33 protein-coding genes and 1 other RNA gene are annotated in these 26,833 nt (G+C 66.0%); 15 read left to right on the top strand and 19 right to left on the bottom strand.

The features are described from left to right. Positions 1-98: 98 nt before the first annotated feature. From SP5_RS02820 to SP5_RS02805, 4 genes are all read right to left on the bottom strand, one after another. Positions 99-419: a hypothetical protein gene (locus tag SP5_RS02820; protein WP_157013557.1), complete on the bottom strand. Its 321-nt coding sequence runs from the start codon at positions 417-419 to the stop codon at positions 99-101. Between the two features lie 97 nt (positions 420-516). Continuing rightward, entirely contained in the window at positions 517-822 is a 306-nt protein-coding gene (locus SP5_RS02815; RefSeq protein ID WP_042483794.1) for a 2Fe-2S iron-sulfur cluster-binding protein, read from the bottom strand. Further along, complete coding sequence (locus SP5_RS19715; protein ID WP_042483792.1) at positions 819-2,069, bottom strand: cysteine desulfurase family protein; 1,251 nt, start codon at positions 2,067-2,069, stop codon at positions 819-821. The genes SP5_RS02815 and SP5_RS19715 overlap by 4 nt, the downstream gene beginning before the upstream one ends. Beyond that, positions 2,066-3,121, bottom strand: a complete 1,056-nt coding sequence (locus tag SP5_RS02805) for a cysteine desulfurase family protein (RefSeq protein WP_084220542.1) — start codon at positions 3,119-3,121, stop codon at positions 2,066-2,068. The genes SP5_RS19715 and SP5_RS02805 overlap by 4 nt, the downstream gene beginning before the upstream one ends. 106 nt (positions 3,122-3,227) lie before the next feature. Here SP5_RS02805 and SP5_RS02800 point away from each other — a divergent pair, with 106 nt between their 5' ends. Beyond that, on the top strand, positions 3,228-3,884 hold the full coding sequence (locus tag SP5_RS02800; RefSeq protein WP_042483786.1) for an alpha/beta hydrolase: 657 nt from the start codon (positions 3,228-3,230) through the stop codon (positions 3,882-3,884). 89 nt (positions 3,885-3,973) lie between these two features. On the opposite strand, the gene SP5_RS18970 is transcribed toward SP5_RS02800, so the two are convergent. The 4 genes from SP5_RS18970 to SP5_RS02785 all read right to left on the bottom strand — a co-directional run bounded on the left by SP5_RS18970 (position 3,974) and on the right by SP5_RS02785 (position 7,914). Beyond that, positions 3,974-4,702: a hypothetical protein gene (locus tag SP5_RS18970; RefSeq protein WP_157013556.1), complete on the bottom strand. Its 729-nt coding sequence runs from the start codon at positions 4,700-4,702 to the stop codon at positions 3,974-3,976. 65 nt (positions 4,703-4,767) lie between these two features. Next, the gene (locus SP5_RS02795; RefSeq protein ID WP_042483783.1) at positions 4,768-5,991 is read right to left on the bottom strand and encodes a flavin monoamine oxidase family protein; all 1,224 of its coding nucleotides are present in this window, start codon (positions 5,989-5,991) and stop codon (positions 4,768-4,770) included. A gap of 2 nt (positions 5,992-5,993) precedes the next feature. Then, positions 5,994-6,899, bottom strand: coding sequence for an RNA polymerase sigma factor RpoH (gene rpoH / locus SP5_RS02790; protein ID WP_007404166.1), 906 nt, complete (start codon positions 6,897-6,899; stop codon positions 5,994-5,996). 67 nt (positions 6,900-6,966) lie between these two features. After that, positions 6,967-7,914 (bottom strand): RluA family pseudouridine synthase, encoded by a 948-nt coding sequence (locus SP5_RS02785; RefSeq protein ID WP_042483779.1) that lies wholly within the window; start codon positions 7,912-7,914, stop codon positions 6,967-6,969. 17 nt (positions 7,915-7,931) lie between these two features. On the opposite strand from SP5_RS02785, the gene SP5_RS02780 reads away from it, so the two are divergent. The 10 genes from SP5_RS02780 (at position 7,932) to SP5_RS02740 (ending at position 17,647) form a co-directional block, all read left to right on the top strand. Then, positions 7,932-8,384: a M67 family metallopeptidase gene (locus SP5_RS02780; protein ID WP_042483776.1), complete on the top strand. Its 453-nt coding sequence runs from the start codon at positions 7,932-7,934 to the stop codon at positions 8,382-8,384. Beyond that, on the top strand, positions 8,381-9,025 hold the full coding sequence (locus tag SP5_RS02775) for a histidine phosphotransferase family protein (RefSeq protein ID WP_042483773.1): 645 nt from the start codon (positions 8,381-8,383) through the stop codon (positions 9,023-9,025). The genes SP5_RS02780 and SP5_RS02775 overlap by 4 nt, the downstream gene beginning before the upstream one ends. Positions 9,026-9,084: 59 nt before the next feature. Further along, positions 9,085-11,409 (top strand): chemotaxis protein CheA, encoded by a 2,325-nt coding sequence (locus SP5_RS02770; RefSeq protein ID WP_042483770.1) that lies wholly within the window; start codon positions 9,085-9,087, stop codon positions 11,407-11,409. Beyond that, complete coding sequence (locus tag SP5_RS02765; RefSeq protein WP_042483767.1) at positions 11,409-11,837, top strand: chemotaxis protein CheW; 429 nt, start codon at positions 11,409-11,411, stop codon at positions 11,835-11,837. Before SP5_RS02770 ends, SP5_RS02765 begins: the two co-directional genes overlap by 1 nt. Before the next feature lie 83 nt (positions 11,838-11,920). Continuing rightward, positions 11,921-12,286 carry a response regulator gene (locus SP5_RS02760; protein WP_042483765.1) on the top strand — a complete coding sequence of 122 codons (366 nt, stop codon included), beginning with the start codon at positions 11,921-11,923 and terminating at the stop codon, positions 12,284-12,286. Positions 12,287-12,319: 33 nt separating this feature from the next. Then, positions 12,320-13,423 (top strand): chemotaxis-specific protein-glutamate methyltransferase CheB, encoded by a 1,104-nt coding sequence (gene cheB, locus SP5_RS02755; protein WP_084220541.1) that lies wholly within the window; start codon positions 12,320-12,322, stop codon positions 13,421-13,423. A 50-nt stretch (positions 13,424-13,473) separates the two neighbouring features. Continuing rightward, positions 13,474-14,322: a CheR family methyltransferase gene (locus SP5_RS02750; protein ID WP_042483803.1), complete on the top strand. Its 849-nt coding sequence runs from the start codon at positions 13,474-13,476 to the stop codon at positions 14,320-14,322. A gap of 67 nt (positions 14,323-14,389) precedes the next feature. Continuing rightward, positions 14,390-15,079, top strand: coding sequence for an N-acetylmuramoyl-L-alanine amidase (locus tag SP5_RS02745; protein WP_042483762.1), 690 nt, complete (start codon positions 14,390-14,392; stop codon positions 15,077-15,079). Between the two features lie 155 nt (positions 15,080-15,234). Next, positions 15,235-15,615: RNase P RNA component class A (gene rnpB, locus SP5_RS18395), an RNA gene on the top strand. Positions 15,616-15,670: 55 nt separating this feature from the next. Continuing rightward, positions 15,671-17,647, top strand: coding sequence for an energy transducer TonB (locus SP5_RS02740; protein WP_157013555.1), 1,977 nt, complete (start codon positions 15,671-15,673; stop codon positions 17,645-17,647). Positions 17,648-17,852: 205 nt separating this feature from the next. On the opposite strand, the gene SP5_RS02735 is transcribed toward SP5_RS02740, so the two are convergent. Both SP5_RS02735 and SP5_RS02730 read right to left on the bottom strand, forming a co-directional pair. Next, positions 17,853-18,491, bottom strand: a complete 639-nt coding sequence (locus SP5_RS02735) for a carbonic anhydrase (protein ID WP_042483758.1) — start codon at positions 18,489-18,491, stop codon at positions 17,853-17,855. Beyond that, the gene (locus SP5_RS02730) at positions 18,488-20,068 is read right to left on the bottom strand and encodes a SulP family inorganic anion transporter (protein ID WP_084220539.1); all 1,581 of its coding nucleotides are present in this window, start codon (positions 20,066-20,068) and stop codon (positions 18,488-18,490) included. Before SP5_RS02730 ends, SP5_RS02735 begins: the two co-directional genes overlap by 4 nt. Before the next feature lie 185 nt (positions 20,069-20,253). On the opposite strand from SP5_RS02730, the gene SP5_RS02725 reads away from it, so the two are divergent. Both SP5_RS02725 and SP5_RS02720 read left to right on the top strand, forming a co-directional pair. Next, a complete protein-coding gene (locus tag SP5_RS02725; RefSeq protein WP_042483800.1) occupies positions 20,254-20,793 on the top strand; it encodes a J domain-containing protein in 540 nt (179 codons plus the stop codon). Further along, entirely contained in the window at positions 20,790-21,083 is a 294-nt protein-coding gene (locus SP5_RS02720) for a hypothetical protein (RefSeq protein ID WP_042483752.1), read from the top strand. Before SP5_RS02725 ends, SP5_RS02720 begins: the two co-directional genes overlap by 4 nt. Positions 21,084-21,302: 219 nt before the next feature. Here SP5_RS02720 and SP5_RS02715 read toward each other — a convergent pair whose 3' ends face one another. From SP5_RS02715 to SP5_RS19430, 9 genes are read right to left on the bottom strand one after another with little or no spacing between them, the layout of a single operon-like run. Next, positions 21,303-21,704 carry a SufE family protein gene (locus tag SP5_RS02715; protein ID WP_042483749.1) on the bottom strand — a complete coding sequence of 134 codons (402 nt, stop codon included), beginning with the start codon at positions 21,702-21,704 and terminating at the stop codon, positions 21,303-21,305. A gap of 39 nt (positions 21,705-21,743) precedes the next feature. After that, positions 21,744-22,412, bottom strand: a complete 669-nt coding sequence (locus tag SP5_RS02710) for a hypothetical protein (RefSeq protein ID WP_042483746.1) — start codon at positions 22,410-22,412, stop codon at positions 21,744-21,746. Then, complete coding sequence (locus SP5_RS02705) at positions 22,409-22,648, bottom strand: hypothetical protein (RefSeq protein WP_042483743.1); 240 nt, start codon at positions 22,646-22,648, stop codon at positions 22,409-22,411. The genes SP5_RS02710 and SP5_RS02705 overlap by 4 nt, the downstream gene beginning before the upstream one ends. A 33-nt stretch (positions 22,649-22,681) precedes the next feature. Beyond that, a complete protein-coding gene (locus SP5_RS02700; RefSeq protein ID WP_042483739.1) occupies positions 22,682-22,945 on the bottom strand; it encodes a hypothetical protein in 264 nt (87 codons plus the stop codon). 47 nt (positions 22,946-22,992) lie between these two features. After that, positions 22,993-23,289 carry a hypothetical protein gene (locus tag SP5_RS02695; RefSeq protein ID WP_042483736.1) on the bottom strand — a complete coding sequence of 99 codons (297 nt, stop codon included), beginning with the start codon at positions 23,287-23,289 and terminating at the stop codon, positions 22,993-22,995. 41 nt (positions 23,290-23,330) lie between these two features. Then, entirely contained in the window at positions 23,331-23,714 is a 384-nt protein-coding gene (gene pspC, locus SP5_RS02690) for an envelope stress response membrane protein PspC (RefSeq protein ID WP_042483734.1), read from the bottom strand. Position 23,715: 1 nt separating this feature from the next. Continuing rightward, positions 23,716-24,009 (bottom strand): envelope stress response membrane protein PspB, encoded by a 294-nt coding sequence (gene pspB, locus SP5_RS02685; RefSeq protein ID WP_042483731.1) that lies wholly within the window; start codon positions 24,007-24,009, stop codon positions 23,716-23,718. 1 nt (position 24,010) lies between these two features. Further along, positions 24,011-24,679 carry a phage shock protein PspA gene (gene pspA, locus SP5_RS02680; RefSeq protein WP_042483728.1) on the bottom strand — a complete coding sequence of 223 codons (669 nt, stop codon included), beginning with the start codon at positions 24,677-24,679 and terminating at the stop codon, positions 24,011-24,013. A gap of 31 nt (positions 24,680-24,710) precedes the next feature. Beyond that, a complete protein-coding gene (locus SP5_RS19430) occupies positions 24,711-24,857 on the bottom strand; it encodes a hypothetical protein (protein WP_167334669.1) in 147 nt (48 codons plus the stop codon). A gap of 176 nt (positions 24,858-25,033) precedes the next feature. On the opposite strand from SP5_RS19430, the gene pspF reads away from it, so the two are divergent. Together pspF and SP5_RS02670 are read left to right on the top strand one after the other, a co-directional pair. Next, positions 25,034-26,080, top strand: a complete 1,047-nt coding sequence (gene pspF, locus SP5_RS02675) for a phage shock protein operon transcriptional activator (RefSeq protein WP_042483725.1) — start codon at positions 25,034-25,036, stop codon at positions 26,078-26,080. Between the two features lie 66 nt (positions 26,081-26,146). Further along, positions 26,147-26,758 (top strand): superoxide dismutase, encoded by a 612-nt coding sequence (locus SP5_RS02670; RefSeq protein ID WP_042483723.1) that lies wholly within the window; start codon positions 26,147-26,149, stop codon positions 26,756-26,758. Positions 26,759-26,833: the final 75 nt, after the last annotated feature.

Genomic DNA, 26,833 nt, shown 5'->3' with positions numbered 1-26,833 from the left:
TATCGCAAGCGGTGATACCCCTCCACCATGCTGCGCATGGTCCCCCTCCCCTTGCAGGGGAGGAATTTAGGGGAGACTGAATGTCGATCCGGCCTAGCTCAACGATAGGTGTTGAAGCACTGACGCTGCGGTCCGTTCCAGGTGCGCACCCAGCGGCAGGTCACGCGCGGTCGGCCATAGCCATAGGCGTAACGTGGGCCGCGTGGACCGCGCCAGCCGGGGCCGCGATCCCAACGGGGGCCGCCGCGATGCCAGCCGGGACCACGATCCCAGCCCGGGCCACGGTGGTGCCAGCCCGGCCCGCGATCCCAGCCCGGACCCCGGCCCCAGCGATCATGCGGAGCGGCTTCGGCAGGGGCGGCCGCAGCGACACCCGATACGGCGATCAGACCGGCACCCAAGACAGCAAGAAGTTTCATAACGCTTTACTCCCGGTAATCCCGCCTGTCGGCGAGCATGGGAGAAGAATGGCGAATCGCCGATGATCGATCCCTGAACCCCTTTGTTATCAACGGTTCAGGGAAGACGGACGAGCATGTCGCGCAGGTGCTCGGTCATGATGATCTGGCAGGCGAGGCGGCTGGAACGGGTCGCGTCGGGAACGAGATCGAGCATGTCTTCTTCCTCCGCCGACGGGGCGGGAAGATAGTCGAGATATTGCGGGTCGATCAGGACATGACAAGTCGCGCACGCCATCTGCCCGCCGCATGTCCCCTCCATGGGTTGGCCGGCGCGTTGCCCGACGCGGAGCAGGGTTTCGCCCGGCTGGGCCTCGGCATCGGTCGTCTTGCCGTCGCGCGCCTGGAAGGTCAGCGCGATCATCGGCCCTGTGCCCTGGCTGCGCTGTTGATCCGGTCGATCGCCTGGATCAGCTCGGCCTCGGTGGTGTAGCGGCCGAAGCCGATGCGGATCGAGGCTTTCGCCTCGCGGTCGCTCAGTCCGAGCGCGGTCAGGACATGGCTGGGCCGCCCCGATCCGCTGGCGCAGGCGCTCCCGGCCGAGAAGGCGATGTCGCGACAGTCGGACATCAGCCGCGCGACGTCCAGCCCGTCGCGACGGACGTTGAGATTGCCGTGATAGCGATGTTCGGTCGAGCCGTTGATCGTCCAGGCGCCGCCCAGCTGTTCCACCGCGAGCGACCAGAGCCGCTCGACATGCGCGCTGTCCTCTTCGGCCCGCAAAGCCATCAACCGCGCCGCCGCGCCGAACCCCGCGCACAGGGCGGGACTGAGCGTGCCCGAACGCCCGCCTTCCTGATCGCCGCCATGGAGCAGCGGGGGCAGGGTGATGCCGTCACGAATCCACAGCGCACCCACGCCCTTGGGTCCGTGGATCTTGTGGGCCGAAATGGCGACCAGATCGACCGTATCGGGAATGGCGATCCGGCCATAGCCCTGTACGGCGTCGCATAGCATCAGGGCACCCGCGCCATGGGCCTGTTCGGCCAGCGCGGCGACCGGCTGCACGGTGCCGATCTCGTTGTTGACCAGCATCGCGGCGATCAGCCCCGCTGCTTCGACATGGTCACCCCTCCCCTTCAGGAGTGGCAGGTCGGTCATGCCCCCGGCATGACCTAAACGATGCGGGGCATCGTTCACCTGCCACTGGGCAGGGGGTGGGGCGTTTCCACCGACGTGCGGTCTGTGGTGAGGCCCCACCCCAACCCCTCCCCTGAAGGGGAGGGGCTCGCCCTGATTTCCGTCAACGCGATCGCCGCCCACGGACACCAGGCCTCCGCCATCGACCGGCATCACGGTCAGCGGCCGCCCCGTCGCGGCAGCGGTGTCGAGCACGGCGGCATGTTCGATCGCGGTGGTGACGATCCCGCCGCCCGCGCCCTTGATCGCCCAGTTCAGTGCCTCGGTGGCGCCGCTGGTGAAGACCACTCGTCCGCCGGAGGGGAGGAGCGCCGCCACCTGATCGCGCGCGACCTCGACGGCGGCACGCGCCTGTCGCCCGGCGCGGTGAGGGGAATGGGGGTTGGCATGGCCCTGCTCCAGCCAGGGGAGCATCGCCTTCAGCGCCTCGGGTGCGAGCGGGGTCGTCGCCTGATAGTCGAGATAGATCATGCCGCTTCCACCCGCTTCCCCCGCGCGATGGCGCGCCAGGCGGTGACGAAGCGGTCGACATCCTCACGCGTCGTGCGGCGGCCGAAGCTGACCCGAACCACCTCGCGCCCCGCCTCAACCGACCAGCCAAGCGCGGCCAGCACATGGCTGGGCTTCAGGCTGCCGCTGGCGCAGGCGCTGCCCGCCGAGACCGAAATCCGTGCGAGGTCGAACTGGATCAGCTGCGCCGCCGATGGCTTGCCGGGCATGTGATAGCTGGCGATGGCCGGATGGCGGCGGCTGTCATCGGCGACGACGATTCCGCCCGAGCGGCGGATCGCATCGTCCAGATGGGCGCGAAGCTCGGCATGGTCGGGTTCCGGTTCGGCCAGCGCGGCGGCATAAGCCAGCGCGCCCGGCATATTCTCGGTGCCGGGGCGATAGCCGCGCTCCTGCCCGCCGGTCGGTGCCAGCAGTGCGAGGTCACGGACCAGCAGCGCGCCGATCCCCGGCGGACCACCGCGCTTGTGTGCCGACAATGCGACCAGGTCGGCATGGGCGATCACCTCCGGGTCGGCTCCGGCGGGCATCTGCGCGGCATCGACCAGCAGGATATGTCCGGCCGCGTGGATTGCCTCCGCCAGTTCGCCAATGGGCTGGCGCACGCCGGTTTCGCTGTTCGCCCATTGCACGGTGACCACCGCGCGCGGGCCGTCTAGGTCGGGCAGGCGCAGCACGCCGTCCGGCCCGACCGGCATGACGATCGCATCGGGGGCGGCGCGCAGCACCGCGTCATGGTCGATGGCCCCGACGAAGTGCCGCCCGGCCATCGACCGGCCGAGCGCGATGGACAGGGATTCGCTCGCCCCGCTGGTGAACAATATCTCGTGTCTCCAGCCCAGCGACCGGGCGATGGCGGCACGCGCATCCTCCAGCGCGCGCCGGGCGGCGCGCCCTTCGGCATGGGGGGAGGAGGGGTTGGCCCATATCGCGCAACCCTGCGCCAGTGCGGCACGCGCCGCATCGGTCATCGGGGTGGTGGCGGCATGATCGAGGTAAAGACGGGACAGGATTCGTTCCCTCGCTGGAATGATCGAACAATTGCGAAAAGGGGCTTGCCGCCTATATAGCGCAAGGTTCCCGGCGCTCCACCAGCGCGATCCAGATCGGCGAGTTTTGATGCCCGAAGTCATTTTTCCCGGCCCCGAAGGCCGCCTCGAAGGCCGTTTCGCTCCCGCTCCGCGTCCGCGCGCGCCCGTCGCCATGATCCTGCACCCGCATCCGAATGCGGGCGGCACGATGAACAACCGCATCGTGCAGGAACTCTACAAGACCTTCCAGCGGCGCGGTTTCGCCACGCTGCGCTTTAACTTCCGCGGCGTGGGCAAGAGCCAGGGCGTGTTCGACAACGGCATCGGCGAACTGTCCGACGCGGCCTCGGCGCTTGACTGGGTGCAGAGCTTCCACCCCGAAGCCTCGACCACCTGGATCGCGGGTGTCAGCTTCGGCGCGTGGATCGGGATGCAGCTGCTGATGCGCCGCCCGGAAATCCGCGGCTTCATCTCGGTCGCGCCGCCCGCCAATATGTACGACTTCACCTTCCTGGCGCCGTGCCCCTCCTCGGGCATCATCATCCAGGGCGAGGCCGACGAGGTCGCCACCCCGGCGGCGACCCAGAAGCTGGTCGACAAGCTGCGCACCCAGAAGCACATCACCATCCATCACGACACAATCCCCAAGGCCAACCACTTCTTCGAGCATGAAATGCCCGAGCTGATGGGATCGGTGGACCGCTATCTGGACATGCGGCTGGACCCGAATTCGCCGATCCGGTGAGATAGGAGAGAGGTTGTGGGGGAACCCTGGCCAATGTCAGGGTTTCGCACTTCGACTATATGGCTATCTTTGTTTGAATTTTGTTTGCCTTATCCTTCTCTCGACTTTTTCGTCTTCGATTCCCATGACATTGTTTCTTTGGGTCTGGCTCTGCCTGGGAAGAGATGGGAAACGCCGCCAAATATGAAAAACCCTTCTTTTAGGCTTAGCGCTTTTTGAGGATCCGTTTCTCGCAAGAAGAATGATATCTGTAGTAAGCACCAGTTGCATAGCTCTATGTCATGATGTGCCTGATGAAGGTTGGAAATAGATACAACCTTGAAATTTTCAATGTATCTTATAATCGAATGGTAAGTGTCGATTGTTTTATTGCTCTCTACATATTCTAATTTCCGGCGTGCAAATATGATTTTTGCCTCTTCGTCTAGCCTTGACAGTAGGAGTTGATTCGGAAGCTGCTGGCTTGAATGCCATATTTCATGGGCAAGGCAATTGCGAAGATCGTATAATTCTATAAACTGAGCTTTAGTATATCGAAATATAACCGATATTTCTTGGTCTTTCACGATGTTATTGTCAGAATTCAAAAATTCAAACTTTTTGTTAGGGGAGGACAGGTCTTTTAATTTCTGTGCTGCACGATAAACTTCTTCTCCATGAGTATCATACAGTATATCTTGCATTATTTTTTGGAAATAAGAGCACTTATTTATTATTTTTGCCGATAGCTCAAAGAATTTTCCTTCAATTTCTATATTTGAGCCGGATTTAGTACTTAAATCGGTTATGCTACTCAATTTTTCGTAGTATTTCGCCATTTGCCTCCCGGTCGAACTGGCAAGTTCAAAGTCAATTCAATAATTTGAAGTGTTTTGGTGATAAATTATACGTCGGTGTGCTGCGAACTTATGGCTGCCGCCACACCTGTTGCATAAGCTCCATGCGCGGTCGAGAAATCCTCACGCGAGCAGGCCTCGCCCGCGAAGAAGATACGGCCGTCGACCGGCTCGGCCAATATCCGGCGTGCCCCGGCATGGCCGACCCTGGCGTGGCTGTAGCTGCCGCCGATCAGCGGCACATGCCGCCAGCGCGTCGCGTCGAGCGGCGTGAAGCGTCGTCGCCAGTCGCTGCCCAGCAACGCCACCAGTTCTTCGATTGCGAAGGCTGCCGCCGCGCCGTCTTCCTCGAGCGCCCCCGCGCAGGGGCCGCCGAAGAAGCTCTCGACGATGGGCCAGCCAAAGGGGGAGAGGCGGTGGCTGGCGGTGCAGCTGTCGTGCGGGTTACCGGTCAGATGCTGATGGGCGGGCCAGGGCAGGGGGCCTTCGACCGAAAGGAAGACCTTGTCGGCGATGCCGAGCGGTAGTGCGGCGGCAGCATCCGTTTTGGCGGCGAGCGGGGGATCGAAGACCAGCTTGCCCGCCGCCAACACACTCGTAGGCACGGCGATGACAACATGGTCGCACTCGATCGTGCCGTCCGAGGTGTCGATGCGAAGGGCGCCCCCGCGATGATCGATCCGGTTCGCCGTTATGCCGGTGCGCACGACCAGTCCGGCGGCATGGCTCATGATCACCGTGCCATAACCCTCGACCACGGCCCAATTGTCGTCGGTCGCGGCCTGTTCGTAAGCGGCCCAGTCATGCAGCGACACCTGGTCGAGCGCTGCACCGTTTACATAGCCGGAAACCGCCTCGATCATCGGTCGCCAGCGATTGTTTGCTTCCACGAAATCGGAGAGCGGCCGGTCGGGGCCGTCAACCGCGGCCAGTGCCGCCGTTTCGAACACGGCGAAGGCGGCGTCGGCGGCTTGTTGCTCCTTCGGTGGAGAGCCGAGATCGCGCCATTGGCCGTCCCAATTGGGACGGCGGCGATCGACGGTGAAGCCCGCTTGCTCGGCAATGCGGGTCCAGGGGTTGCGCTTGGCGGAATGGAGCCAGCCACAGCCATGGTCGACGACATGGCCGGTCGGCAGACGGACGCTCCGTGCGCGTCCACCCAGTCGATCCGCCGCCTCTATCAGCAGGACTTCGCGCCCTGCATCGTGCAGCGTCCGCGCCGCCGCGATCCCGGCCGCGCCGCCGCCGATGACGACGGTGCGGCCGGTCATGCTCAGGCCGCCGCCAGCAGCCGCTTTTCACCGGCGATGCGCATCATCGCCTTTTGCAGCTTTTCGAACGCGCGCACCTCGATCTGGCGGACGCGCTCGCGGCTGACGCCATAGACCTGGCTCAGTTCCTCCAGCGTCTTGGGATCGTCGGTCAGGCGACGCTCGGTCAGGATGTGCTTTTCGCGGTCGTTCAGGTCGTCCATCGCGCTGACCAGCATGTCGTGGCGGACATCCGCCTCCTGCTGCTCGGCGACGACCGAGTCCTGCAGCGGCGCGTCATCGGCCAGCCAGTCCTGCCACTGCCCCTCGCCATCCTCGCGCATCGAGACGTTGAGCGAGGTGTCGCCCCCCATCGCCATGCGGCGGTTCATGCTGATGACCTCGTCCTCGTTGACGCCCAGATCGGTGGCGATCTTGGTCACGTCCTCGGGCCGCAGGTCGCCGTCCTCGAACGCGTCGAGCTTCGACTTCATCCGGCGCAGGTTGAAGAACAGCTTCTTCTGCGCGGCGGTGGTGCCCATCTTAACGAGGCTCCACGAGCGCAGGATATATTCCTGGATCGAGGCGCGGATCCACCACATCGCATAGGTCGCCAGGCGGAAGCCGCGATCGGGCTCGAACTTCTTCACGCCCTGCATCAGGCCGATATTGCCCTCCGAGATCAGCTCGGAGGTGGGCAGGCCATAGCCGCGATAACCCATCGCGATCTTCGCCACGAGACGCAGGTGCGAGGTGACGAGCTGCGCCGCCGCCTCCGGGTCGCCATGCTCCTGAAAGCGCTTGGCGAGCATATATTCCTGCTCCGGGGCAAGGATCGGGAATTTCTTGATCTCGGCCAGATAGCGGTTGAGCGACTGCTCCCCGCCCAGTGCAGGAATCGTCGCCGGGACGTTGCTGCCTTTTGCCATGATCCTTATCTCCCTTTCTGGAGCGTCATTCCGTTTCGCCCCGTCGTCGGCGCGAGGCGGTCTTCTGCTATACGTGAAGCCGACTGAACAGTTCCTGCATGTCGGGCGGCATCGGGCTCTCAAACGCCAAAGCGTGGCCGCTTATGGGATGAATAAAGCCCAGATGCGCCGCGTGCAGGGCTTGGCGCCGGAATTCGAGTTCATCGAGCAGGGCTTTTTGAGCACCCTTTGTTCTACCATAGACGGGATCGCCCAGCAAGGCGTGACCCAGCGATTGCATATGGACCCGCACTTGGTGCGTTCGGCCCGTTTCCAGGCGGCATTCGACCAAAGCGGCGTTGTTCAGCTTTTCGATGGTGCGGTAATGGGTGACGGCGCGCTTGCCGCCCTGGACGATCGCCACCTTCTTGCGGTTCTGCGGACTGCGCGCGAGCGGCGCGTCGACCGTGCCGTCGGCGGGACGGGGAATGCCGCCGGTGATCGCGCGGTAGCGGCGGTCGATCGAGTGCGCGGCGAATTGCTTGGCCAGCCCCTCATGCGTGCGGTCGGTCTTGGCCGCGACCATCAGGCCCGACGTGTCCTTGTCGATCCGGTGGACGATGCCCGGCCGCGCGACGCCGCCGATGCCCGATAGAGACCCGCCGCAATGATGGAGCAGGGCGTTGACCAAAGTGCCGTCGAAATTGCCCGCCGCCGGATGCACGACCAGCCCGGCGGGCTTGTCGAGGACGATCAGATGTTCGTCCTCATAGGCGATGACGAGCGGGATATCCTGCGGCTCGTTATGCGCGGGCAGGGGCGCGGGCACCGCAACCTGGAACAGGTCGCCGCCCGCCGCCCGCTTGGCGGGGTCGCGGGCCATCACACCGTCGCGTGTCACCGCGCCGCTGTTGATGAGGACCTTCAGCCGTTCGCGCGACAGAGTCGGCACCGCATCGGCCAGCGCGCGGTCCAACCGCCAGCCGTCCGCTGTGGGCGCGATCCGCGCATCGATGATGGAAACCCCCCGGTCCATAGCCTAATAAATTGGGCATGACCGTAACGATTTCAAGCGATGCGCTGGACCTGATTTGCAAAAGCGCGGCCGCTTCACCCGATTATGAGGTGTGCGGGTTGTTGCTGGGGGAGGGCGATCACGTGGCACGAGCGGTCCCCTGCGACAATGTGTCACCCGAACCGGGCCGTCGTTTCGAGATCGATCCCGCCGCGCTGATCGCCGCGCACCGGGCCGCGCGGGGCGGTGGCCCGGCGGTGATCGGCCATTATCATTCGCATCCTACGGGGCTGGCCGAGCCCTCCCCCCGCGACGCCGCCGACGCCGCCCCGGACGGCAGCATCTGGCTGATCGCCGGGGGCGGAGCGGTCACCGCCTGGCGCGCGGTGGCGGCGGGTGAGCGCCATGGGCGCTTCGATCCGCTTGCCCTTGCTTGCACAGAACGCACGCCCGCGTCAGAAAGGGCTAGTTTGTCGAGGGATTTTTCATGACCATCAGCCCGGTGGATTTCGCGAGCCTGTTGTGTTCGCGATTGTGCCACGATCTCCTGTCGCCGGTGGGGGCGCTCAATAACGGGCTGGAGCTGCTGGCCGATGAAACCGATCCGGCGATGCGTGAGCGGTGCATGGAATTGCTGGCGGACAGCGCGCGCGCCTCGGCCAACAAACTGAAATTCTTTCGCCTGGCGTTCGGCGCGGGCGGCGGCTTTGCCGACCGGGTCGACATGGGCGAGGCGAAAGCCGCGATCGAGGGGCTGCTGGTCGACAATCGCCGGACCACGCTGGGCTGGCTGGTCGAATCGCCAGCGCTGCCCAAGCCCGCGGTGCGCATCCTGATGAACCTGGCGCTGATCGCGACCGAGGCGCTGGCGCGCGGCGGCACGATCGACATCGGCGCCGAGGCAGGCCGGGAGGCGATCGAGATCGCGATCCGGATCGAGGGGCCGCGCATCCTGCTCGATCCCGAAATCCGCCGCACCCTGATGGAGGGGCAGGGCACCGAGCCGCTGGCGTCGCGCACCGCGCCCGCCTTCCTGATCCATACCCTGACCACCGAACTGGGCGGCATGACGCTGGTGACGGAGCCCATGCCCAACACCATGATCCTGGGCGCGGCGATCCGGGCGGGGTAAACACCCTTTTAATCTTGTGGCGGCAAGAGGGTGGCGAAAGGACGCGCCCTCGGGGACTTATGGACGACCTGCTGCAGGAATTCATTGCCGAGACACGCGAAACGCTGGAGGCTTTGTCTAGCGAGATCGTCGCGTGGGAGGCCGCGCCCGGCGACCGTGCGCGGCTGGATGCGATTTTCCGCTTCGTCCACACCGTCAAGGGAAGCTGCGGCTTTCTGGACCTGCCGCGCCTCGCCAGGCTGAGCCATGCCGCCGAGGATGTGCTGGCCGATGCACGCGACGGCAAGCGGATGCCCGACACGGCGCTCGTCGATGCGGTGCTGGCCATCGTCGACCGGATCGGCGCGGTGGTCGAGGGGATTGCCGCGGACATCGCGCTCGATGACTCGGATGACGACGCGCTGATCGCCGCGCTGACCCGGGTGGAAGAGGTGGTCGTGCCCGCCCCGGCGGCCCGCGTCGCCGTCGCCCCGCGTGCCGCGCCGCGGAGCATCCGGCTGAACGTCGATCTGCTCGACCGGATGATGAGCGGCATGTCCGACATGGTGCTGGCCCGCAACGAACTGGCCCGGCGGCTGCGCGACGACGTGCTGGACCCGCGTGTCGAAGCCGCGCTGGACCAGCTGTCGCTGACGGTTGCCGATATGCGCGATACCGTGACGCGGACGCGGATGCAGAAGATCGACGGGCTGTTCTCCGCGCTGCCCCGGATGGTTCGCGACACGGCGGCCGAACTGGGCAAGGCGGTCACCCTGCGTATCGAGGGATCGGACGTGGACCTCGACCGCGAGATGATCGAGATGATGCGCGACCCGCTGGTCCATATCATCCGCAACGCGATCGACCACGGCATCGAACCACCCGCCCGGCGGCGCAGCCTGGGCAAGCCGCCGACCGGCCAGATCGGCGTCACCGCGCGTCAGTCGGGCAACCAGATCCTGATCGAGATCGAGGATGACGGCGCGGGCATCGATGTCGCGCGCATCGCGGCCAAGGCGATCGAGAACGACGTCCGCTCCGCCGCCGAGGTCGCGGGCATGAGCCCCGCCGAAAAGCTGAAGCTGGTGTTCGAGCCGGGCTTGTCGAGCCGCGACACGGTATCGGCGGTGTCGGGGCGCGGCGTCGGCATGGACGTGGTGCGCGCCAATATCGAGCATGTCGGCGGCCGCATCGCGCTGGACAACCGGCCTGGCCGGGGCCTGACCATCACCATCCGCATTCCGCTGACCCTGTCGATCATGTCGACCCTGATCGTCGCGGTCGCCGACCAGCGTTTCGCCATCGCCCGCCAGGCGATCGAGGAGATCGTCAAGGTGCGCGGCGAACAGGTGCGCGTCGACCCGGTCGGCGACATCCGGGTCGCGACGGTGCGGGGCCGCCGCCTGCCGATGCTGTCGCTTGGGTCCTTCCTGGGGATCGGGCAGGGCGATCCGTCGACACTGGTGATCGTGTCCACGCGCGACGGGGATTATGCCTTGGGCGTCGACGACGTGCTTGATACAGAGGAAGTGGTGGTCAAGCCCGCCGCACCGGCGGTGATGGGCTCCGGCCTCTATGCCGGGCAGACCCTGCCGGACAGCGGCCTGCCGATGCTGCTGCTCGACAGCGGGGGGCTGGCACAGGCGGCGGGGCTTCGTTTCCAACGGAATATCATCGCCGCCGACGAAACCGCCGCGCAGGAAACCGCCAACCCCGCGCTGTTGTTCGACGATCTGGACGGCGCGCGCCGCGCCATCCCGCTGGGCGCGATCGACCGCGTCGAGAAGGCGACCGCCGAGGCCGTCCACCGCTCCGGCGGCCGAACGCGCCTGATCGTCGATGGGGCGACCATGCCGCTTCATCATGTCGATCCGGCCGCACTCGACGAAGCGCTGGCGCATGGCGAGGTCGAGCTGCTGCGCCTGACCGATGGCGAGACCGAATGCGCCTATGCGATCGGCGGCGCGCTGGAGATCATCCACCTGCCCGCCGAGATCGCGCCCGCCACCGGCGGCCCGGTGCTGGGCATTGCCGTATGGGAAGGCCGGGCGCTGGAAATTCTCGATCCGCTGGCCTTCTTCCTCGACTCCGGCGTCGTGGATACCGGTCCGGTCGCACCGCTCTGTCTGCTCGACGGCGCGGGTGCGGCGTGGATGGACCGGTTCCTGCGGCCCGTGCTGGAGGCGCATGGCTATCGCTGCACGCTCAGCGCCGATGGCGGGGAGGCGCCGTCCGTCCGCCTGATGATGGAGGAGGATGCCGTCGCCGCCGCGCCGTCGGACGCCCCCGTGGTGCGCCTGCGCCGCGACCGGGAGGGGGTGGCGGATCCCGACAGCATCTATCGTTACGACCGCTCCGCCCTGATCGCGGCGCTGGCGGGCCATGCACGCCGGGGAGGGCGCTGATGGCGTTGTTCCTGATCGCCTGTATCGCCGGGCAGGGCGTGGTCTTCGACGCCGACCAGGTCGATTCGGTCGTCGATATCGGCGAGGTGGTGGCGGTGCCGCGCGCCGAGCCATCGGTGCGCGGGCTGACCGCACTGCGCAGCCGGGTCATCACCGTCGTCGACACCCGCCGTGCGCTGGGGCTGGAGCCGACCGCCTCGCATGTCCGCCGCGCCGTCATCACCCGGCAGGACGGGCATTACTACGCCATGCTGGTCGACGCGCTGGAGGATATCGAGACGTTCGACATGCGCCCGATGCCGCACGTTGCACCGAAGGACGGCCGCTGGTCGCGCGCCGCCAACGGCATGGTCTTCCGCGATGGCGAGCCCCTGCTGGTGCTCGATCTGGCCAAGCTCGTGCCGCAGCCGGCGGCGCTGGTTGCCTGACCAATTAACCCGGCCGTTACCTATCGCAGCTATTTCGGACGTCAGATCCTGCCGGGACCTCCGGCGGGAATAGGGCATGCCGCATGAAAACCTGTCTCGTCGTTGATGACTCCAAGGTGATCCGCAAGGTCGCGCGCCACATATTGGAAACGCTCGACCTGCAGGTCCGGGAGGCGGGGGACGGTCGCGAGGCGCTGGAAGCGTGTCTGGAAGAGATCCCCGACGTCATCCTGCTCGACTGGAACATGCCGGTGATGAGCGGCATGGATTTCCTGCGCGCGCTGCGCGACGCCAATCTGGCGCGGCGGCCGCGGATCGTCTTCTGCACCACTGAAAACGGCATGGCCCATATCCGCGCGGCGATCGACGCCGGGGCCGACGAATATATCATGAAGCCGTTCGACCGCGACACGCTGGAAAGCAAGCTCCAGCTCGTCGGCATGATCTGATCCGGCGGGACCTGCCACCCGGACCGCCGCGCCATGAGCCCGAGCCCCTCGACCGCCCTTCAGGCCGCATTGTCCGTCCATGGGCAGTTCGAGGCCACGCGGGTCTTGATCGTCGACGATTCGGCGGTCGCGCGGGCGCTGATCGCACGCCAGATCGAACCGCATGAGCGGTTCCGCGTGGTCGGCGCCGTCACCCATGTCGAGGCGGCACTTGCCTTCCTGAATGACCAGGCGGCCGATATCATCCTGCTCGACGTCGAGATGCCCGGGGTCGACGGTATCACCGCGCTTCCCCGGCTGATCGCGGCGGGGCGGGGCGCCCGTATCATCATCGTCTCGGCTTCCACCCCGGCGGGGGGCGCGGCGGCGGTGCAGGCGCTGGCGCACGGCGCGGCGGACACGCTCGACAAGCCCCGGCCGCAGGGACTGGCCGAGTTCGGCGACATCCTGTTGCAGAAGCTCGACGGGCTGGCCCACTCGACGGACCGCCCCGCCCAGGCCGCCCCTGCGCCGGTGAACAGGATGCGAGCCGCCGCTGTCCAACGGGCGCTGCCGGATATCATCGGCATCGGGGCCTCGACCGGTGGCATCCACGCACTGGCCAAGCTGCTGGCGCCCATTCCGGCGACGATGACGGTCCCGATCGTGGTGACGCAGCATCTGCCCGCGACCTTCATACCCTTTTTCGCAACCCAGCTGGCTGCCGTCGTGCGCCGCCCATGCGTCATGGCGCACGACCGGATGCGCGTCCGGCCCGGCGAGATCGTCGTCGCCCCCGGCGATGCCCATGTCACCTTCGTCCGGCTGACCGATGGCAGCGCGGCGATCCGGCTGAAGCATGAGCGCGCGCGCAGCGGCTGCCTGCCTTCGGTCGATCCGATGTTCGCCTCGATGGCCGAGCTATGGGGCGAGCGGGCCTGGGGTATCGTGTTGACGGGCATGGGGCGTGACGGACTGGAGGGAGCCAGGATGTTGAAGGCCGCAGGGGGGACTATCATTGCGCAGGATCGGGAGAGCGCCGTCGTCTGGGGCATGCCGGGCGCGGTCGTCACCGACGGTCTGGCCGACCTGGTGATGACCCCCGACGCGATCGGCGCGATGATGGCGGGTGGGATCGCGGCGGGAGGGGCCTGCTGATGGTCCTGGCCTCTAGCTGGACGCCCGCGCCCCGCGTCCGCCCCGGGAGCATGGCGCCGGCGCAGTCCCCCTTGTCGGGTCAGTCGCTCGCCGTCCTCAGCGCGCTGTTGGAGGCGCGGACCGGCCAGCAGATCGCCAGCCATCGTTCGACCCGTGTCGACACGGTGCTGTTGCCGCTGATGCGCGAGCGTCGGATGGAGACTCTGGACCAGCTGGTCTATGCCCTTCTCGACGGGCGCGATCCGCAGCTGGCGGGCCGCGTCATCGACGCGCTGGTCAATGGCGAAACCTCGTTCTTCCGTGACCCGCATGTGTTCGACCATATCGTCGAAACGGTTGCCGAGGTGGAACGCGAAGGGCGCCGCGCCCGCATCTGGAGCGCGGGCTGCTCGACCGGCCAGGAACCCCTGTCGCTGGCGATGATGTTCGCCGAGCGGCAACAGGTACATGGCACGCCGATGCCCGAGATCATCGCGTCCGACGTGTCCGAAGCCGCCATCGCCCGCGCCCGAAGCGGCTGCTACACCCAGTTCGAGGTACAGCGCGGCCTGCCCATCCGCCAGATGGTTCGCTGGTTCGACGGGCGGCCCAACAGTGAATGGGTGGCCCGGCCCGAACTGCTGCGCCACATTTCCTTCCGCCATATGAACCTGACCGTCGATCCGGCGCCCGGCGGATCGTTCGACCTGGTGCTGTGCCGCAACGTCATGCTGTATTTCGCGGCCGAGCCGAAGAAGCGCGCCTTTCGCACCATCGCGTCGGCGATGCGGCCGACCGGCCTGCTGGTCCTGGGCGCGGGCGAGACGGTGATCGGGCAGACGGACCTGTTCCAGCTCGCCTCGGTCGGGCGCGGCGTTTACGAGAAAAGCGACGTGGCCGATCCGCCGATCGGTGCATGAAGCCATATCCTTGCGCCAGGCTTCCCGCTAACAGGGGCGGACGAACCGGGGTCGTTCAGGAGGTTGCATGACGATCGTCGACACGCCGTCACCCAATTTCGACGCGCGTAGCCTGCCCATCACGATGATCGTATTGCACTATACGGGGATGCAGGACGCGGAGTCGGCCATTGCCCGACTGCGCGATCCGGAGGCCAAGGTGTCATGCCATTATCTCGTCGCCGAGGACGGCACCGTGCTGCGCATGGTCGACGAGGCGGAGCGGGCGTGGCATGCGGGACGATCGCACTGGCGCTCGATCGAGGATGTGAACTCGGCGAGCATCGGGATCGAGATCGTCAATCCCGGTCATGACTGGGGTTATCGCCCGTTCCCCGACGAACAGATCGCGGCGGTGATGGAGCTGGTCGCCGATATCCAGAAACGCCACGGCATCACGCGAGGCAACATCGTCGGCCATTCCGACATCGCGCCCGCCCGCAAGCGCGATCCGGGCGAGCTGTTCCCCTGGGGCGCGCTGGCCCGGCGGCGCCTCGCCCTGCCGCGCCCGACCAGGAACCTGATGGACCCGATGTGGACCGAGGCGGGCTTCTGCCTGGCGCTGGAGCGGTTCGGCTATGACGTGACCGACCGGATGGCGGCGATCATGGCGTTCCAGCGGCGCTTCCGCCCCGAGCTGATCGATGGCGAGATCGATGCGGAGTGCCGGATGATCCTGCTGGCGTTGCTGCTGCCGCGTCCGCAGGGGGATGACTGAGGGGGGAGGGGCGTGGGCTTCGACTTCGCTCAGCCTGAACGGCTGCTAGGGCTTGATACGAACTTCCGCTCCGCCTGAGCGAAGTCGAAGGCCACGCGATACCCCAACCACAAACCCCTTGCCCTCCGCCCCATTCCCGCTACAGCCGCAAGCAGTCAGAGGGCCGGGCGGCCGCGGCCTCGGGTAACCGGGGGCGAGGAAAGTCCGGGCTCCACGGAATAACGGTGCCGGGTAACGCCCGGCGGGGGCGACCCCAGGGACAGTGCCACAGAGAGCAGACGGCCACGGCTTCGGCCAGGTCAGGGTGAAAGGGTGCGGTAAAAGCGCACCGCGGGTCCGGTAACGGAAACGGCATGGCAAACCCCACCGGGAGCAAGACCGAATAGGGATGGCATGGCGCGCAAGCGTCGGGGCGCGTTCCCGCCCGCTATCCGGGTTGGTTGCTTGAGGCGATGTGCAAGCATCGTCCTAGAAGAATGGTCGCCCATCCGGCTTTGGCCGGTGGACAGAACCCGGCTTACAGGCCCTCTGGCTTTCCTGCGCAAATTCGGGCAGCGTTCCGCCAAACTCGGCTTGGGAGGGTGCGGGGACGTGAAAACCAATAGAAATTTCGTACGCGTGACGTTGGCGGGACTGATCGTCGCGACAGGTGCGGCGGCGATGGCGCAGCAGGCGGCTCCGGCCCAGACCATGCAGCAGAAATATGACGCCGCGACCGCGCTGGACGCGGGCCAGGACCCGGCGGCGGCGCTGGCCGCGTGGAACCGCATCATCGCACAGGTAAAGCCGGGCAGCCGGACCTGGGCGATCGCGATGGTCCGCAAGGGCGGCGCGCAGTTTCGTCTGGGTCAGATCGACGATGCCGCGGCGGCGATTCGCGCAGGCCTGGCCGTGCTGCCCGCCCAAGACCCGTCGCTGGCCGAGGACCGGTTTGCCGCGCATATGAAGCTGGGCGGCATTGCGACGGCGTCGCTCGACTATGCCGATGCCACCGCAGAATATCGCAAGGCGGCGGCGGAGTCCCCCGACGATATCGGGCGGATGGCCGCGCTGCTGGCGACCGTGCGGACCCAGACCTTCACCGATCCGGGCGAGGCCCAGGCCTCACTGGCCCAGGCGGACGCGCTGGCGCAGAAGCTGACGCTGAGCAAGGGGGACCAGGCGGCGCTGGAGCAGGCGCGCATGCGTCTGGCGTTGAATACCGGGCGGCTGGACGACGCCAACCGGATGGCGCCCAAGGTGGTGACGCTGCTCGGCGGAATGACGCTGAACAAGGTCGATCTTCGCGACGTCGCCGCCCGCTCGGATGCGGCCATCGCCGCGCTGCTGACCCATCACGAGGACAGCGCACGCGAATATATGGCCTATACGGGCGCGGGCCGTTCGACCAAGGGCAGCTTCAGCGCCGCCAGCATGATGGCCCCGCCCGAATGCGGCGGCGAGGCCGATCTGAAGCCGGAAGACGTCGCCGTGATTCAGTTCAGCGTCGGCGACGACGGGACGGTCTTCGGCGTCGAACCTATTTATTCCTCCGGCGGCGGGGCGAAGGGACTGGCCTTTGGCCGCGCGGTCCGGGAATGGGTCTGGTCGCCCGAGGAACTCAAGGAATTGCCGCCCTTCTTCCGGTACAATGTCCGGTTGGAGATGCGCTGTTCGACCGCCTATAGCCGTCCCTCGATCGGTGAGGCGATCAATGCCAGCTTTGCCGAATGGCTGGAGAAGAAGGGGGTGGCGGCATCCGCCAGGACGGGTTCGGCCGGTGCCGATGCGCTGACCCGCCAGCGCGCCGCGCTCGCCGCGGCCGAGGCCAAGGGGCAGACGCCTGCGATCCTCGCCGCCGCCGCGCAGATGCTCGAAAATCCGACGCTGGGCAGTGACGATCGCGCCGCCCTGATCGCGAAGGCCCAGCCGCTGGCGGCGGCATCGGACATGCCCGCCATGGCGCAACTGGTCTTTGCGATTCCGGCCCAGGAAGGGCGCAACCGCGACTGGCGCGGGGCGGGGCGCTATGCCGCCGTCATGAGTCCGATGCTGGCGCAAAAGCCCTTTGCCGACGATCCACAGGCGCGCGCCGCACTGCGCCTGTGGATCGCGGATCGAACCGGCGAGAAATATGCCGGCCCCTATCTGCAGCAGGTCGCCGACGACAAGGGACTGGAGCCGCGCGATCCGTTGCGCGTCGGGGCGCTGATCCGGCTGGCCTCGGCGGCCAAGCGGCAGGGCGATCTGGCCCTGGCGCGCCAGACCTTCGAGAAGAGCGGGCTGGCGGCCTCGCAATGCGCGACACTGGATGCCACGCCCAAGGTCGTGACCTATCCCGGCAGCAGCGCCTTCCCGCAGGAGGCGCAGCGCTGGGGCTTTGAGGGCTGGGTGCGCAACCAGTTCGATATCAGCGCCGATGGCCGGGTCGCCAACGCCCGCACGCTGGTCAGCTATCCGCCCTTCATCTTTTCGCAGGCGGCGGAAAAGGCCTTCACGTCCATGCGCTACGAAAAGACCTACCGCCCCGATGGCGGCGTCGGATGCGGCGCCAGCGTGAACGGAATCCGGTTCCAGCTGCCGAAGTGATCGACTTGTTAAGGGGGATCGGAACCGGTGTTCCTCCCCCAATCCTCTCGAAAACAGCGGGATGGCGTAGACACAATCCCAATAGAGCCCCTCCCCTTCAGGGGAGGGGTTGGGGTGGGGCCTCCCCACAGGCTTTATGCTTGCCGAAGCGCCCCACCCCGGCCCCTCCCCCGAAGGGGAGGGGGTAAAAAAGTTCCACTCACCCCTACATCAAAACCTTGTCGGGCCGGGCGAGGCTGTCGAGATCGGTGTTCGCGTCGACCTCGAGCAGGGTTTTGATATGCCCGTCGCGAATGTCATAGACCCAGCCGTGCAGCCATAGCTCGCGCTTCTCGGCGAACGCCTTCTGGATCGTGTCGAGCCGGGCCAAGTGGCGCAGCTGTTCCATCACGTTCACCTCGACCAGCCGGTTGACGCGTGCCGCCTGATCCGGCTGCGCGTCGATCTCGTCCCGGTGGCGGTGCAGCACGTCGCGGGCATTGCCCAGCCACTGGTCGACCGGCCCCTGCGTCCCGCCCTCCAGCGTCGCCAGCACGCCGCCACAGCCATGATGGCCGCACAGGATGACATGACGGACCTTCAGCACATCGACCGCGTACTGCACGACCGACAGCAGGTTGAGGTCGTCGTCATGGACCAGATTGGCGATGTTGCGGTGCAGGAACATGCCGCCCGGCGGAGTCATGGTCATCTGCTCGGGCGTCACCCGGCTGTCGGAACAGCCGATCCACAGAAAGTCGGGCTTCTGCCCCACCGTCTGCCGCTGGAAGAAGTCGGTCTTTTCCTCCAGCAGTTCGGTCGCCCAGGCCTTATTGGCGAGCAGGAGCTGCTTATATTCCCTCATGCGTAGCGCACTCCCGTCGATGGGGCATTGATGAGCGGGGCGGTCCGCTCGGCGATGTCGCCGCGCACGATCACGCTGATCCCACGGAAGGCGGCGCCCTTGATGAAGGCGTTGATGATGTCGATATTGTCCAGGTCGACATAGGAGGTCGAGGACAGGTCGATCAGCAGGTTCGCACCGTCCGGCACCTTGGCCAGCGCCTTTTGCAGCTCGTATTTGTGGATGAAGTACAGGTTGCGTCGTGCCCGGATCAGGCAGTCGCCATCGTCATAGGCATAGGTCAGCGCCGGGCGGAAATTACGCGCCACCACGAAGACGAAGCCGACGACCAAGCCGACCAGGATACCGATCAGCAGGTCGGTGCGCAGGATCGCCAGGATGGTGACGATGAACGGGATGAACTGGCTCCACCCCTGTTTGTAGCGTTCGGTGAACAGCTTGGGTTTGCACAGCTTGTAGCCGGTGGCGATCAGCACGGCGGCGAGCGCGGCCAGCGGAATCTGGTTCAGCACGACCGGGATCAACGCGACCGAGATCAGCAGCCAGGTGGCGTGCAGCATGGTCGACAGCTTGCTCTCCGCCCCGGCATCGACATTGGCCGAGGAGCGGACGATGACCGAGGTGACGGGCAGGCCGCCGAGCAGACCGGAGACGATATTGCCGCCGCCCTGCGCCATCAGCTCCCAATTCTTGTCGGTGGTGCGACGGCGCGGGTCGAGTTCGTCCACCGCCTTGACGCTCAGCAGCGATTCCAGGCTGGCGACGATGGCGAGCGTGATCGCGGTGGTCCACACCGCGCCCATGCCGATCGCCGAGAAGTCGGGAAGCTGGAACTGGCCGAGGAACTGCGACGCGCTGCCAGCGACGGGCACCCGCACAAGATGCGCGCCCGCCAGCTGCCAGTCGGGACGCAGCGCGCCCAGGATCATGTTGCCGACCACGCCGATGACGACGACCACCAGCGGTCCGGGCAGCAGTCGCAGCGGGCCTTGCTTGGGCTTGGCGTGATCCCACCAGAACAGGAAGGCGAGGGACACCGCGCCGATCAGCACCGCGCCCGGCGCGATGTCGTTGCTGACGCTCGTCCACAGGTCGGTAAAGGTGTTGCCGCCCGCGCGGCTGGCATATTCGAAGCTGCCCTCGAAATCGCCGTCATAGCCGATGGCGTGGGGAATCTGCTTCAGGATCAGGATCAGGCCGATCGCCGCCAGCATCCCGGTAATGACCGAGGAGGGGACGAATTCCGCCAGCACGCCCGCACGGGTGAAGGAAAAGGCCAGCTGGAGCACGCCCGCCAGCATCACCGCCAGCAGGAAGACCTGGAAACTGGGCAGCCGCTCGATCGCCTCGAACACGATGACGGTGAGACCGGCGGCGGGGCCAGCGACCGACAAGGGCGACTTGGAGAGGAAACCGACGACCAGACCGCCCGCGATCCCGGCGATCATGCCCGCAAAGGGCGGTGCGCCGGACGCGACCGCGACACCGAGGCAGAGGGGCAGGGCGACCAGCGCCACCACGATGGAGGCCGGTATGTCCGCTCTTGCGGTGGCCAGGAAGGAACGACTTTGGGCCACGATGGCTCCTGTCAAAACTGGGCGTCCGCATATGTCCGGTACGGACATGACTATATGATGACGTATATTTCATGAACGAGGGAACCATTGGCGGTCAAGCGATTCAGCGGGCATTTGAGGGCTATGTCCCGCAAAGCGCGGCGTCGATGCTTGCACCGGCGCGCAAGTGCCTTAAATCGACCCGCGTGGCGCGTTCTTCTACTCGATCCAATGACTGGGGCTTTCCCCGCTGGCGCAGCTATGGTGCGTCGCGCGAGGCCAAGCCGGTGCGTATCTGCGACCGGCATGGTTGCGACGAGCCGGGCAATTGCCCGGCCCCCAAGTCCCCCAACAGCCCCGACCGCTGGTATTTCTGCGAGACCCATGCCGCCGAGTATAATCGCGGCTGGGATTATTTTCAGGGGCTTAGCGCCGAGGAAGCCGCTGCGCGCGAAGCCTCGGAGCGGCAGACCAGCGCAGGCTATGCCCAGTCCAAGCACCAGGCCTGGGCCGGGCCGGGCGACGGCAGCCGGTCGCGCGACGAGATGCGCGCGCTCGACGCGCTGGGTCTGGAGCCGGATGCCGAGTTCGACCTGATCCGCGCAACTTGGCGCGGGCTGGCCAAGGCGAACCATCCCGATATCCGCCCTAACGATCCGGAAGCGGCGACCAAGTTCCAGCAGGTGCAGGCCGCTTACGAGGTGCTTCGCGCCGCCGAGGAACGGCGCAGCTGGAAGCCCGAATGATCCGTCGCGCCAAGGCGGATTGGGAAGCGACGGTCCTGGTCTGCGGCAAATGCTCGAAAAAGGTCGGCGGCGGGTTCGGGCCGAAGGGCAAGACCTCGCTGGCCAAGGCACTCAAGCGGATTTTTGGCAAGGGGCGCAAGGCCTCGATCGGCGTGGTCGAGACAAAATGCCTGGGCCTCTGTCCGAAAAATGCGGTGACGCTGGTCGATGGGCGGCGGCCGGGCGAGTGGCTGGTGGTGACGCCGGACGAGGATGTCGAGGCGATCGCGGCGCGGTTGGGGCGGGGGTGACGTCCTGGAGCTGGTCTCGATGAGATCCATTTCCCTCCCCCATCCCCTCCCGCCTGCGGGAGGGGCGTGCCAAGCGGCTGGCGTCACGGTATTTCGACAGGCCTCACCCGGTTTCCCACAGTTGAAGACAGCGCGTCATTCGCGCCTCTGGCCGCTCCCCTCCCGCAGGCGGGAGGGGATGGGGGAGGGCAGGGTGTCTCACCGAGACCGCCCTCCCGATCAATACCGCCCGGCCGTCTCCCGGATCAGCGCAATCATGTTGGGAATCCCCTGCGTCCGGTTCGAGCTCAACTGATTCCGCAAATCGAACGGGGCCAGTTCGCCCTCGATATCGGTCGCCAGTATCTCGACAGGCGTCTTGTCCTGCACCGTCTTCAGCACCAGCGCGATGATGCCTTTGGTGATCGCTGCGTTCGAGTCCGCCAGGAAATGCAGGCCCGCCGAGTCGCCCTGGGTCGGATAGACCCAGACCGACGCCGAACATCCCCGCACCAGCGTCGCATCGGTCTTCAACGCCTCGGGCATCGGCTCCAGCGCGCGGCCGAGGTCGATCAGCAGGCGATAGCGATCGTCGGCGTCTAGAAACTCATATTCGTCGCGGATTTCGGCAAGATCGGACATGGCGCCGCGCTACCGCGAACGATGCGTCACGACAACCGTTCAGTCCGCCAGCAGCGCGTCCACCGATCCGCCGTTGCGCGCCAGTTCGGCCGCCACGCGGCGACGCCCTTCATAATAGGTCAGCACCCGCGCATTCGGATCGCGTTCGCGGATCAGCGCCTCGTCCTGCGGCCGAATGCTGGTTTCCTGCGCGACATAATCGGGATAGCCTTCGCGCTTCCACGCGGGCAGGCGCAGCGCGGCCCATTCGCCGATATGGTCGGCGACCAGCCGGTGGGTCATCTCATGCGCGATGGTGCCCGACAGGGTGCGCACACCGCCCAGCGGCGCGCCGTTCGTCACCCGGTCCGCCGCCACCGAGCTGCGGTTGAAGATCAGCGCTTGGGCAAAGGGGCGTCGAAAGGCGATCGATCCCCGCGCCCCGATCGACAGCATGTCCCAGCGCCAGCCACCATCGGTCAGCACCACCTGCCGCGACAGTCCCGGCCGGTAGAGCGGGCTGGCCGCCAGCAATCCGTCGGCACGCGCGAGCACCTGCCCCATCGCCGCCCGGTCGATCGGCTGTTCGGACAGGACGGTCGTCCGCCCGAAATCGGCGCGATAGGGAAAGGCGAGCGCGGCGGGGACGTGGACCACCCCGGCGACGACGACCGCGCCGCCACAGGCGATCCGGGTCGTCCATCGACGAAGGGTGACGAAGCGGCTCACAGGTCGACGCCGGCGGCGATGGCTTCGAGCTTGCGGATGCGCTCCTTCAGGTCCGCCATCTCGATCCGCGACGCGGCCGAGGCGGCGGGGGGGTAGGGCATGTCGTGGCTGCGCTCGAACTCGCGATTCTTAAGCTGCAGCCAGCCGCGCCAGCCCGCAAGACCGGCGGTGACGATCATCGCCAGGCCCGCCAGGCCGGCGGTCGCGATCACGATGTAGAGATTGGTGTCGGTCATGATCCGGGCTCCCTGTCCGTATCAATGGGTGGCTTAACGGTCGCGCAGCCGCTCGATCTCGCGGTCGAGATCGATGCTCTTGCGTTCGTCGGTGATGACGCGCTCCAGGACCTGGATGCGCTCCTTCAGCTGCTGGATTTCGCCACGCAGCGCCTGGCTGTCGCGGGCGCTATCGCCGCGCAGATGCTCGACCATATCCGGGCCGAAGGTGCCGCGCTGCTTGTGCTTGGCCTTGACGATGTTGGCGATCATCACGATGGCGACGATCATGACGACCATGAACTGTGATCCGGACATGGCGATAGCTCCCCTCTAAAGTTTCGAATATTCGGTGCCGGGACCGCTCAGCGATCGCGCAGCGCGTCGATTTCGCGCGCGGTCCGCTCGGCGGGGTCGGTGGCGATGGGCTCCAGCACCGCGATACGCTCTTCCAGTCGAGAGACCTGGCCGACCAGCTTCTGGTTCTCAGCGGTCAACAATTCGACCTTGCGGCCATCGGCGATGTCGCTCTTGTGCGTCATCCCGCCCCAGTCATTTTCCAGGCTGTAGCCGTGCTTCGCACGGATCCAGGTGGTCACGACCCAACCGATCGTCGACATTGCGATGATCGCCAGGACGAAACCCGGTCCTCCCCATGCCATAATCCATACTCCCATAGGATAGTTGATGTGTCAGCGCGGTCTCAGCGCAGGCTGTCGATCTCGTCGGCGAGCTGGCGGTTGCGGCTGGTGTAATGCAGTTCGATATCGGCGAGGCGACGGTCGATGTCGCGGAACTTCGAACGGACCTCGGCGGTCGAGCGGCGCGGGTTGCTGCGCACGCCCTGCCAGAACTTGGCGTCGTCGTCCGACTGGTAGAGGCCAATCGGCTTGGCGATCGCCATCCAGGCGACCAGCATATAGGCAAGCGGGACCCAGGGCATGCCGACCCCGGTGACGGTCAGCAGGACCGCGGCGATGCGGACCCACAGGACGTCGACCCCGGTATAGTCGGCGATACCGGAACACACGCCCTTGAACTTGGCATTCTGCTTGTCGAGATAGAATTGGGTGCGGCTGGCGGTCATGTCAGTTCCTCCGATCGAGGCTGTAGTCGGTGCGGCCGAGGCGACCTTCGGGGCGCCATTCGGGCTGCGACAGGCTGGGCTTGAAGTCGGGATTGTCGGCGGCGACGATCCGTTCGACCGTGTTCAAGCGGTCTTCCAGGCGGCGTGCGAGCAGGTGAAGCTCGTCGAGCAACTGCTCGTCCTCATGCGTGATCTTCGGCGCCTGCTTCCACTTGGTCATATAGTGGAGGAACAGCCAGGGCAGGCCGATGAAAATGGACGTGATGGCGATGAAGGGGACGACGATGTCTTCCATCTCACTCTCCCTTGTTCAGGCGCGCCTTGAGCGCGGCGAGTTCGGCATCGACCCGGTCGGAGGCGCGCAGTTCGGCGATCTCGTCCTCGAGCGTCTTGGGGTTGGCGCCCAGGCCCAGCGCTTCCGCGCGGCCCTCGGCCTCGTCCACCTTGCGTTCCAGAATGTCGAAGCGGCTGAACGCGTCGTGGGTCTTCGGCCCGTTCCACATCTCGCGCAGGCGATAGCGGTTGTTGGCGCTTTCCAGACGGGTCTGGACCGCATTCTGCTTGGTCCGCGCCTCGCGCAGCTTGTTCTGCAGCTTGGCGATATCCTCTTCCGACGCGCGCAGCGCATCGTCGAGCACCTGGACTTCGGCCTTCAGCTGGTCGGCCATGTCGGCGGCCTTCTGGCGCTCGATCAGCGCGGCCTTGGCCAGGTCCTCGCGGTCCTTCGACAGCGCCAGCTCGGCCTTTTCGGTCCAGCTGTCCTGAAGCTGGTCCAGCTTCATGATGTGGCGGCGGATTTCCTTCTGGTCGGCGATCGTGCGGGCGGCGGAGGCACGCACCTCGACAAGCGTTTCCTCCATTTCGAGGATGATCATGCGGATCATCTTCGCGGGGTCTTCCGCCTTGTCCAGCAGGTCGGCGAAATTGGCGGCGACGATGTCGCGGGTGCGGGAGAAAATGCCCATCGGATACTCCTTGATGGCGGCTATTCGGGGATTATGCGGTCGGTGCCTCGATCGCCGCAACCAAAGTCTGTGCAGGAGCGACATGCGCGGGGGCGAGGGCGCCCATCAGGCAGGTGGCGCTCATCACGACGGTGCAGGCGATGGCGGCGATCTGGCGGGTGATGTCGGTGGCGAACATGGTGGAAACTCCCTGAATTCTTTTGTTTCGATCCGCTCGTCGGCGGGATGCCAGAAGCTTTGCAGGAGGCGTGCCAGTTTCAAAAAATGCGGAAATACAACGGCTTGTAGAATAGTTGCGGCAAAACAACGATTGCACTCTTGCCAAGCCTTGGGAAAATCCGCCACCTGTTGGGAATGGAGCGAACGAGTCAGGTCATCGGCCAGTCGGGGGCCTTTCTGGACGCGCTGGAACGGGCCAGCCGCGCCGCCGCGCTCGACCGTCCGGTGCTGGTCATCGGCGAGCGCGGGACCGGCAAGGAACTGGTCGCCGAACGCCTCCACCGCCTGAGCGGGCGCTGGGACCAGCCGCTCGTCATCATGAACTGCGCGGCCCTCCCCGAAACGCTGATCGAGGCGGAACTGTTCGGGCATGAGGCGGGCGCCTTCACCGGCGCGACCAAGGCGCGGGCCGGGCGGTTCGAGGAGGCCAATGGCGGCACGCTGTTCCTGGACGAATTGGGCACGCTGTCGATGGCGGCGCAGGATCGGCTGCTGCGCGCGGTGGAGTATGGCGAGGTGACGCGGATCGGATCGTCACGGCCCCTGCGTGTCGACGTTCGCATCGTGGCCGCGACCAACGAGCATCTGCCCGACAAGGTGGCCGCGCACCAGTTTCGTGCCGACCTGCTCGACCGGTTGTGCTTCGAGGTGGTGACGCTGCCCCCGTTACGCGCGCGCAAAAGCGATATCATGGTGCTGGCCAATCATTTCGGGCGGCGCATGGCGGCCGAGATCGGCTGGGAAAGCTGGATGGGCTTCGGGGCGGCGGCGACCGATGCGCTGATGGAGCATCGCTGGCCGGGCAATGTCCGCGAATTGCGCAACGTGGTCGAACGCGCCGTCTATCGCTGGGACCGCGAAGGGCCGGTGGACGCGATCGAGATCGACCCGTTCCGCTCACCCTATCGTCCGCAGGGCCAGTCCCCCGCCGCCGCCCGCAGCGAGCAGGGGAGTACGCCCGCCTCCGCCGAGCCGGTGAGCGACGGCGACGAAGTGGCGGCCTGCGATGTCGGGCCGTCCGACTTCAAGTCGCGCGTCGCCCGGTTCGAGCGCGAGCTGCTGACCAAGGCGCTGGCCGATAATCGCTTCAACCAGCGGACCACGGCCGAGGCGCTGGGCCTGTCCTATGACCAGCTACGCCATGCGCTTCGTCGTCATGATCTGATCGGAACGGTTGCGTAACCGCGTTCGGGGAGCCATTTGAGGCGTCCGGCGTTGCCACAGGCAAACCCCAAAGGAGCATTCACCATGGCTTTCGAACTGCCGCCCCTTCCGTACGACTATGATGCGCTGGAGCCGGTCATCTCCAAGGAGACGATGACCTTCCACCATGACAAGCATCATGCCGCCTATACCAACAAGCTGAACGAGGCCGTTGCCGCCGACACGTCGCTGCAGGGCAAGTCGATCGAGGACATCCTGGCCAATATCTCGTCGGCCCCGGCCGCCGTCCGCAACAATGGCGGCGGCTTCTGGAACCATGACTTCTTCTGGAAGATCATGACCAAGCCCGGCACCACCCAGCCCTCGGGCAAGCTGGCGCAAGCAATCGAGGCATTCGGCGGTCTCGACAAGCTGAAGGACGAGTTCAACACCAAGGGTGCGGGCCAGTTCGGTTCGGGCTGGGCCTGGGTGATCGCGGATGCCGAGGGCAAGCTGAAGGTCACCTCGACCCCGAACCAGGACAACCCCCTGATGGACGTCGTCGCCGACAAGGGCACGCCGATCCTGGGTAACGACGTGTGGGAACACGCCTATTACCTGACCTATATGAACGACCGTCCGGGCTATCTGAATGCCTGGTGGGACGTCGTGAACTGGGACGAGGCCGGTCGCCGGTACGAGGCGGCGGTCGCGTAATTTCGCGGACGTCCGTTTCGGATACGGGAAAGGGCGGCTCCGACGGGGCCGCCCTTTTTCTTGATCCTCCCCGGG

This window comes from Sphingomonas parapaucimobilis NBRC 15100, assembly GCF_000787715.1.
Lineage (GTDB): Bacteria > Pseudomonadota > Alphaproteobacteria > Sphingomonadales > Sphingomonadaceae > Sphingomonas > Sphingomonas parapaucimobilis.
Note: the sequence above shows the minus strand (reverse complement) of the source record. Positions and strands in the feature narration are given on the sequence as shown.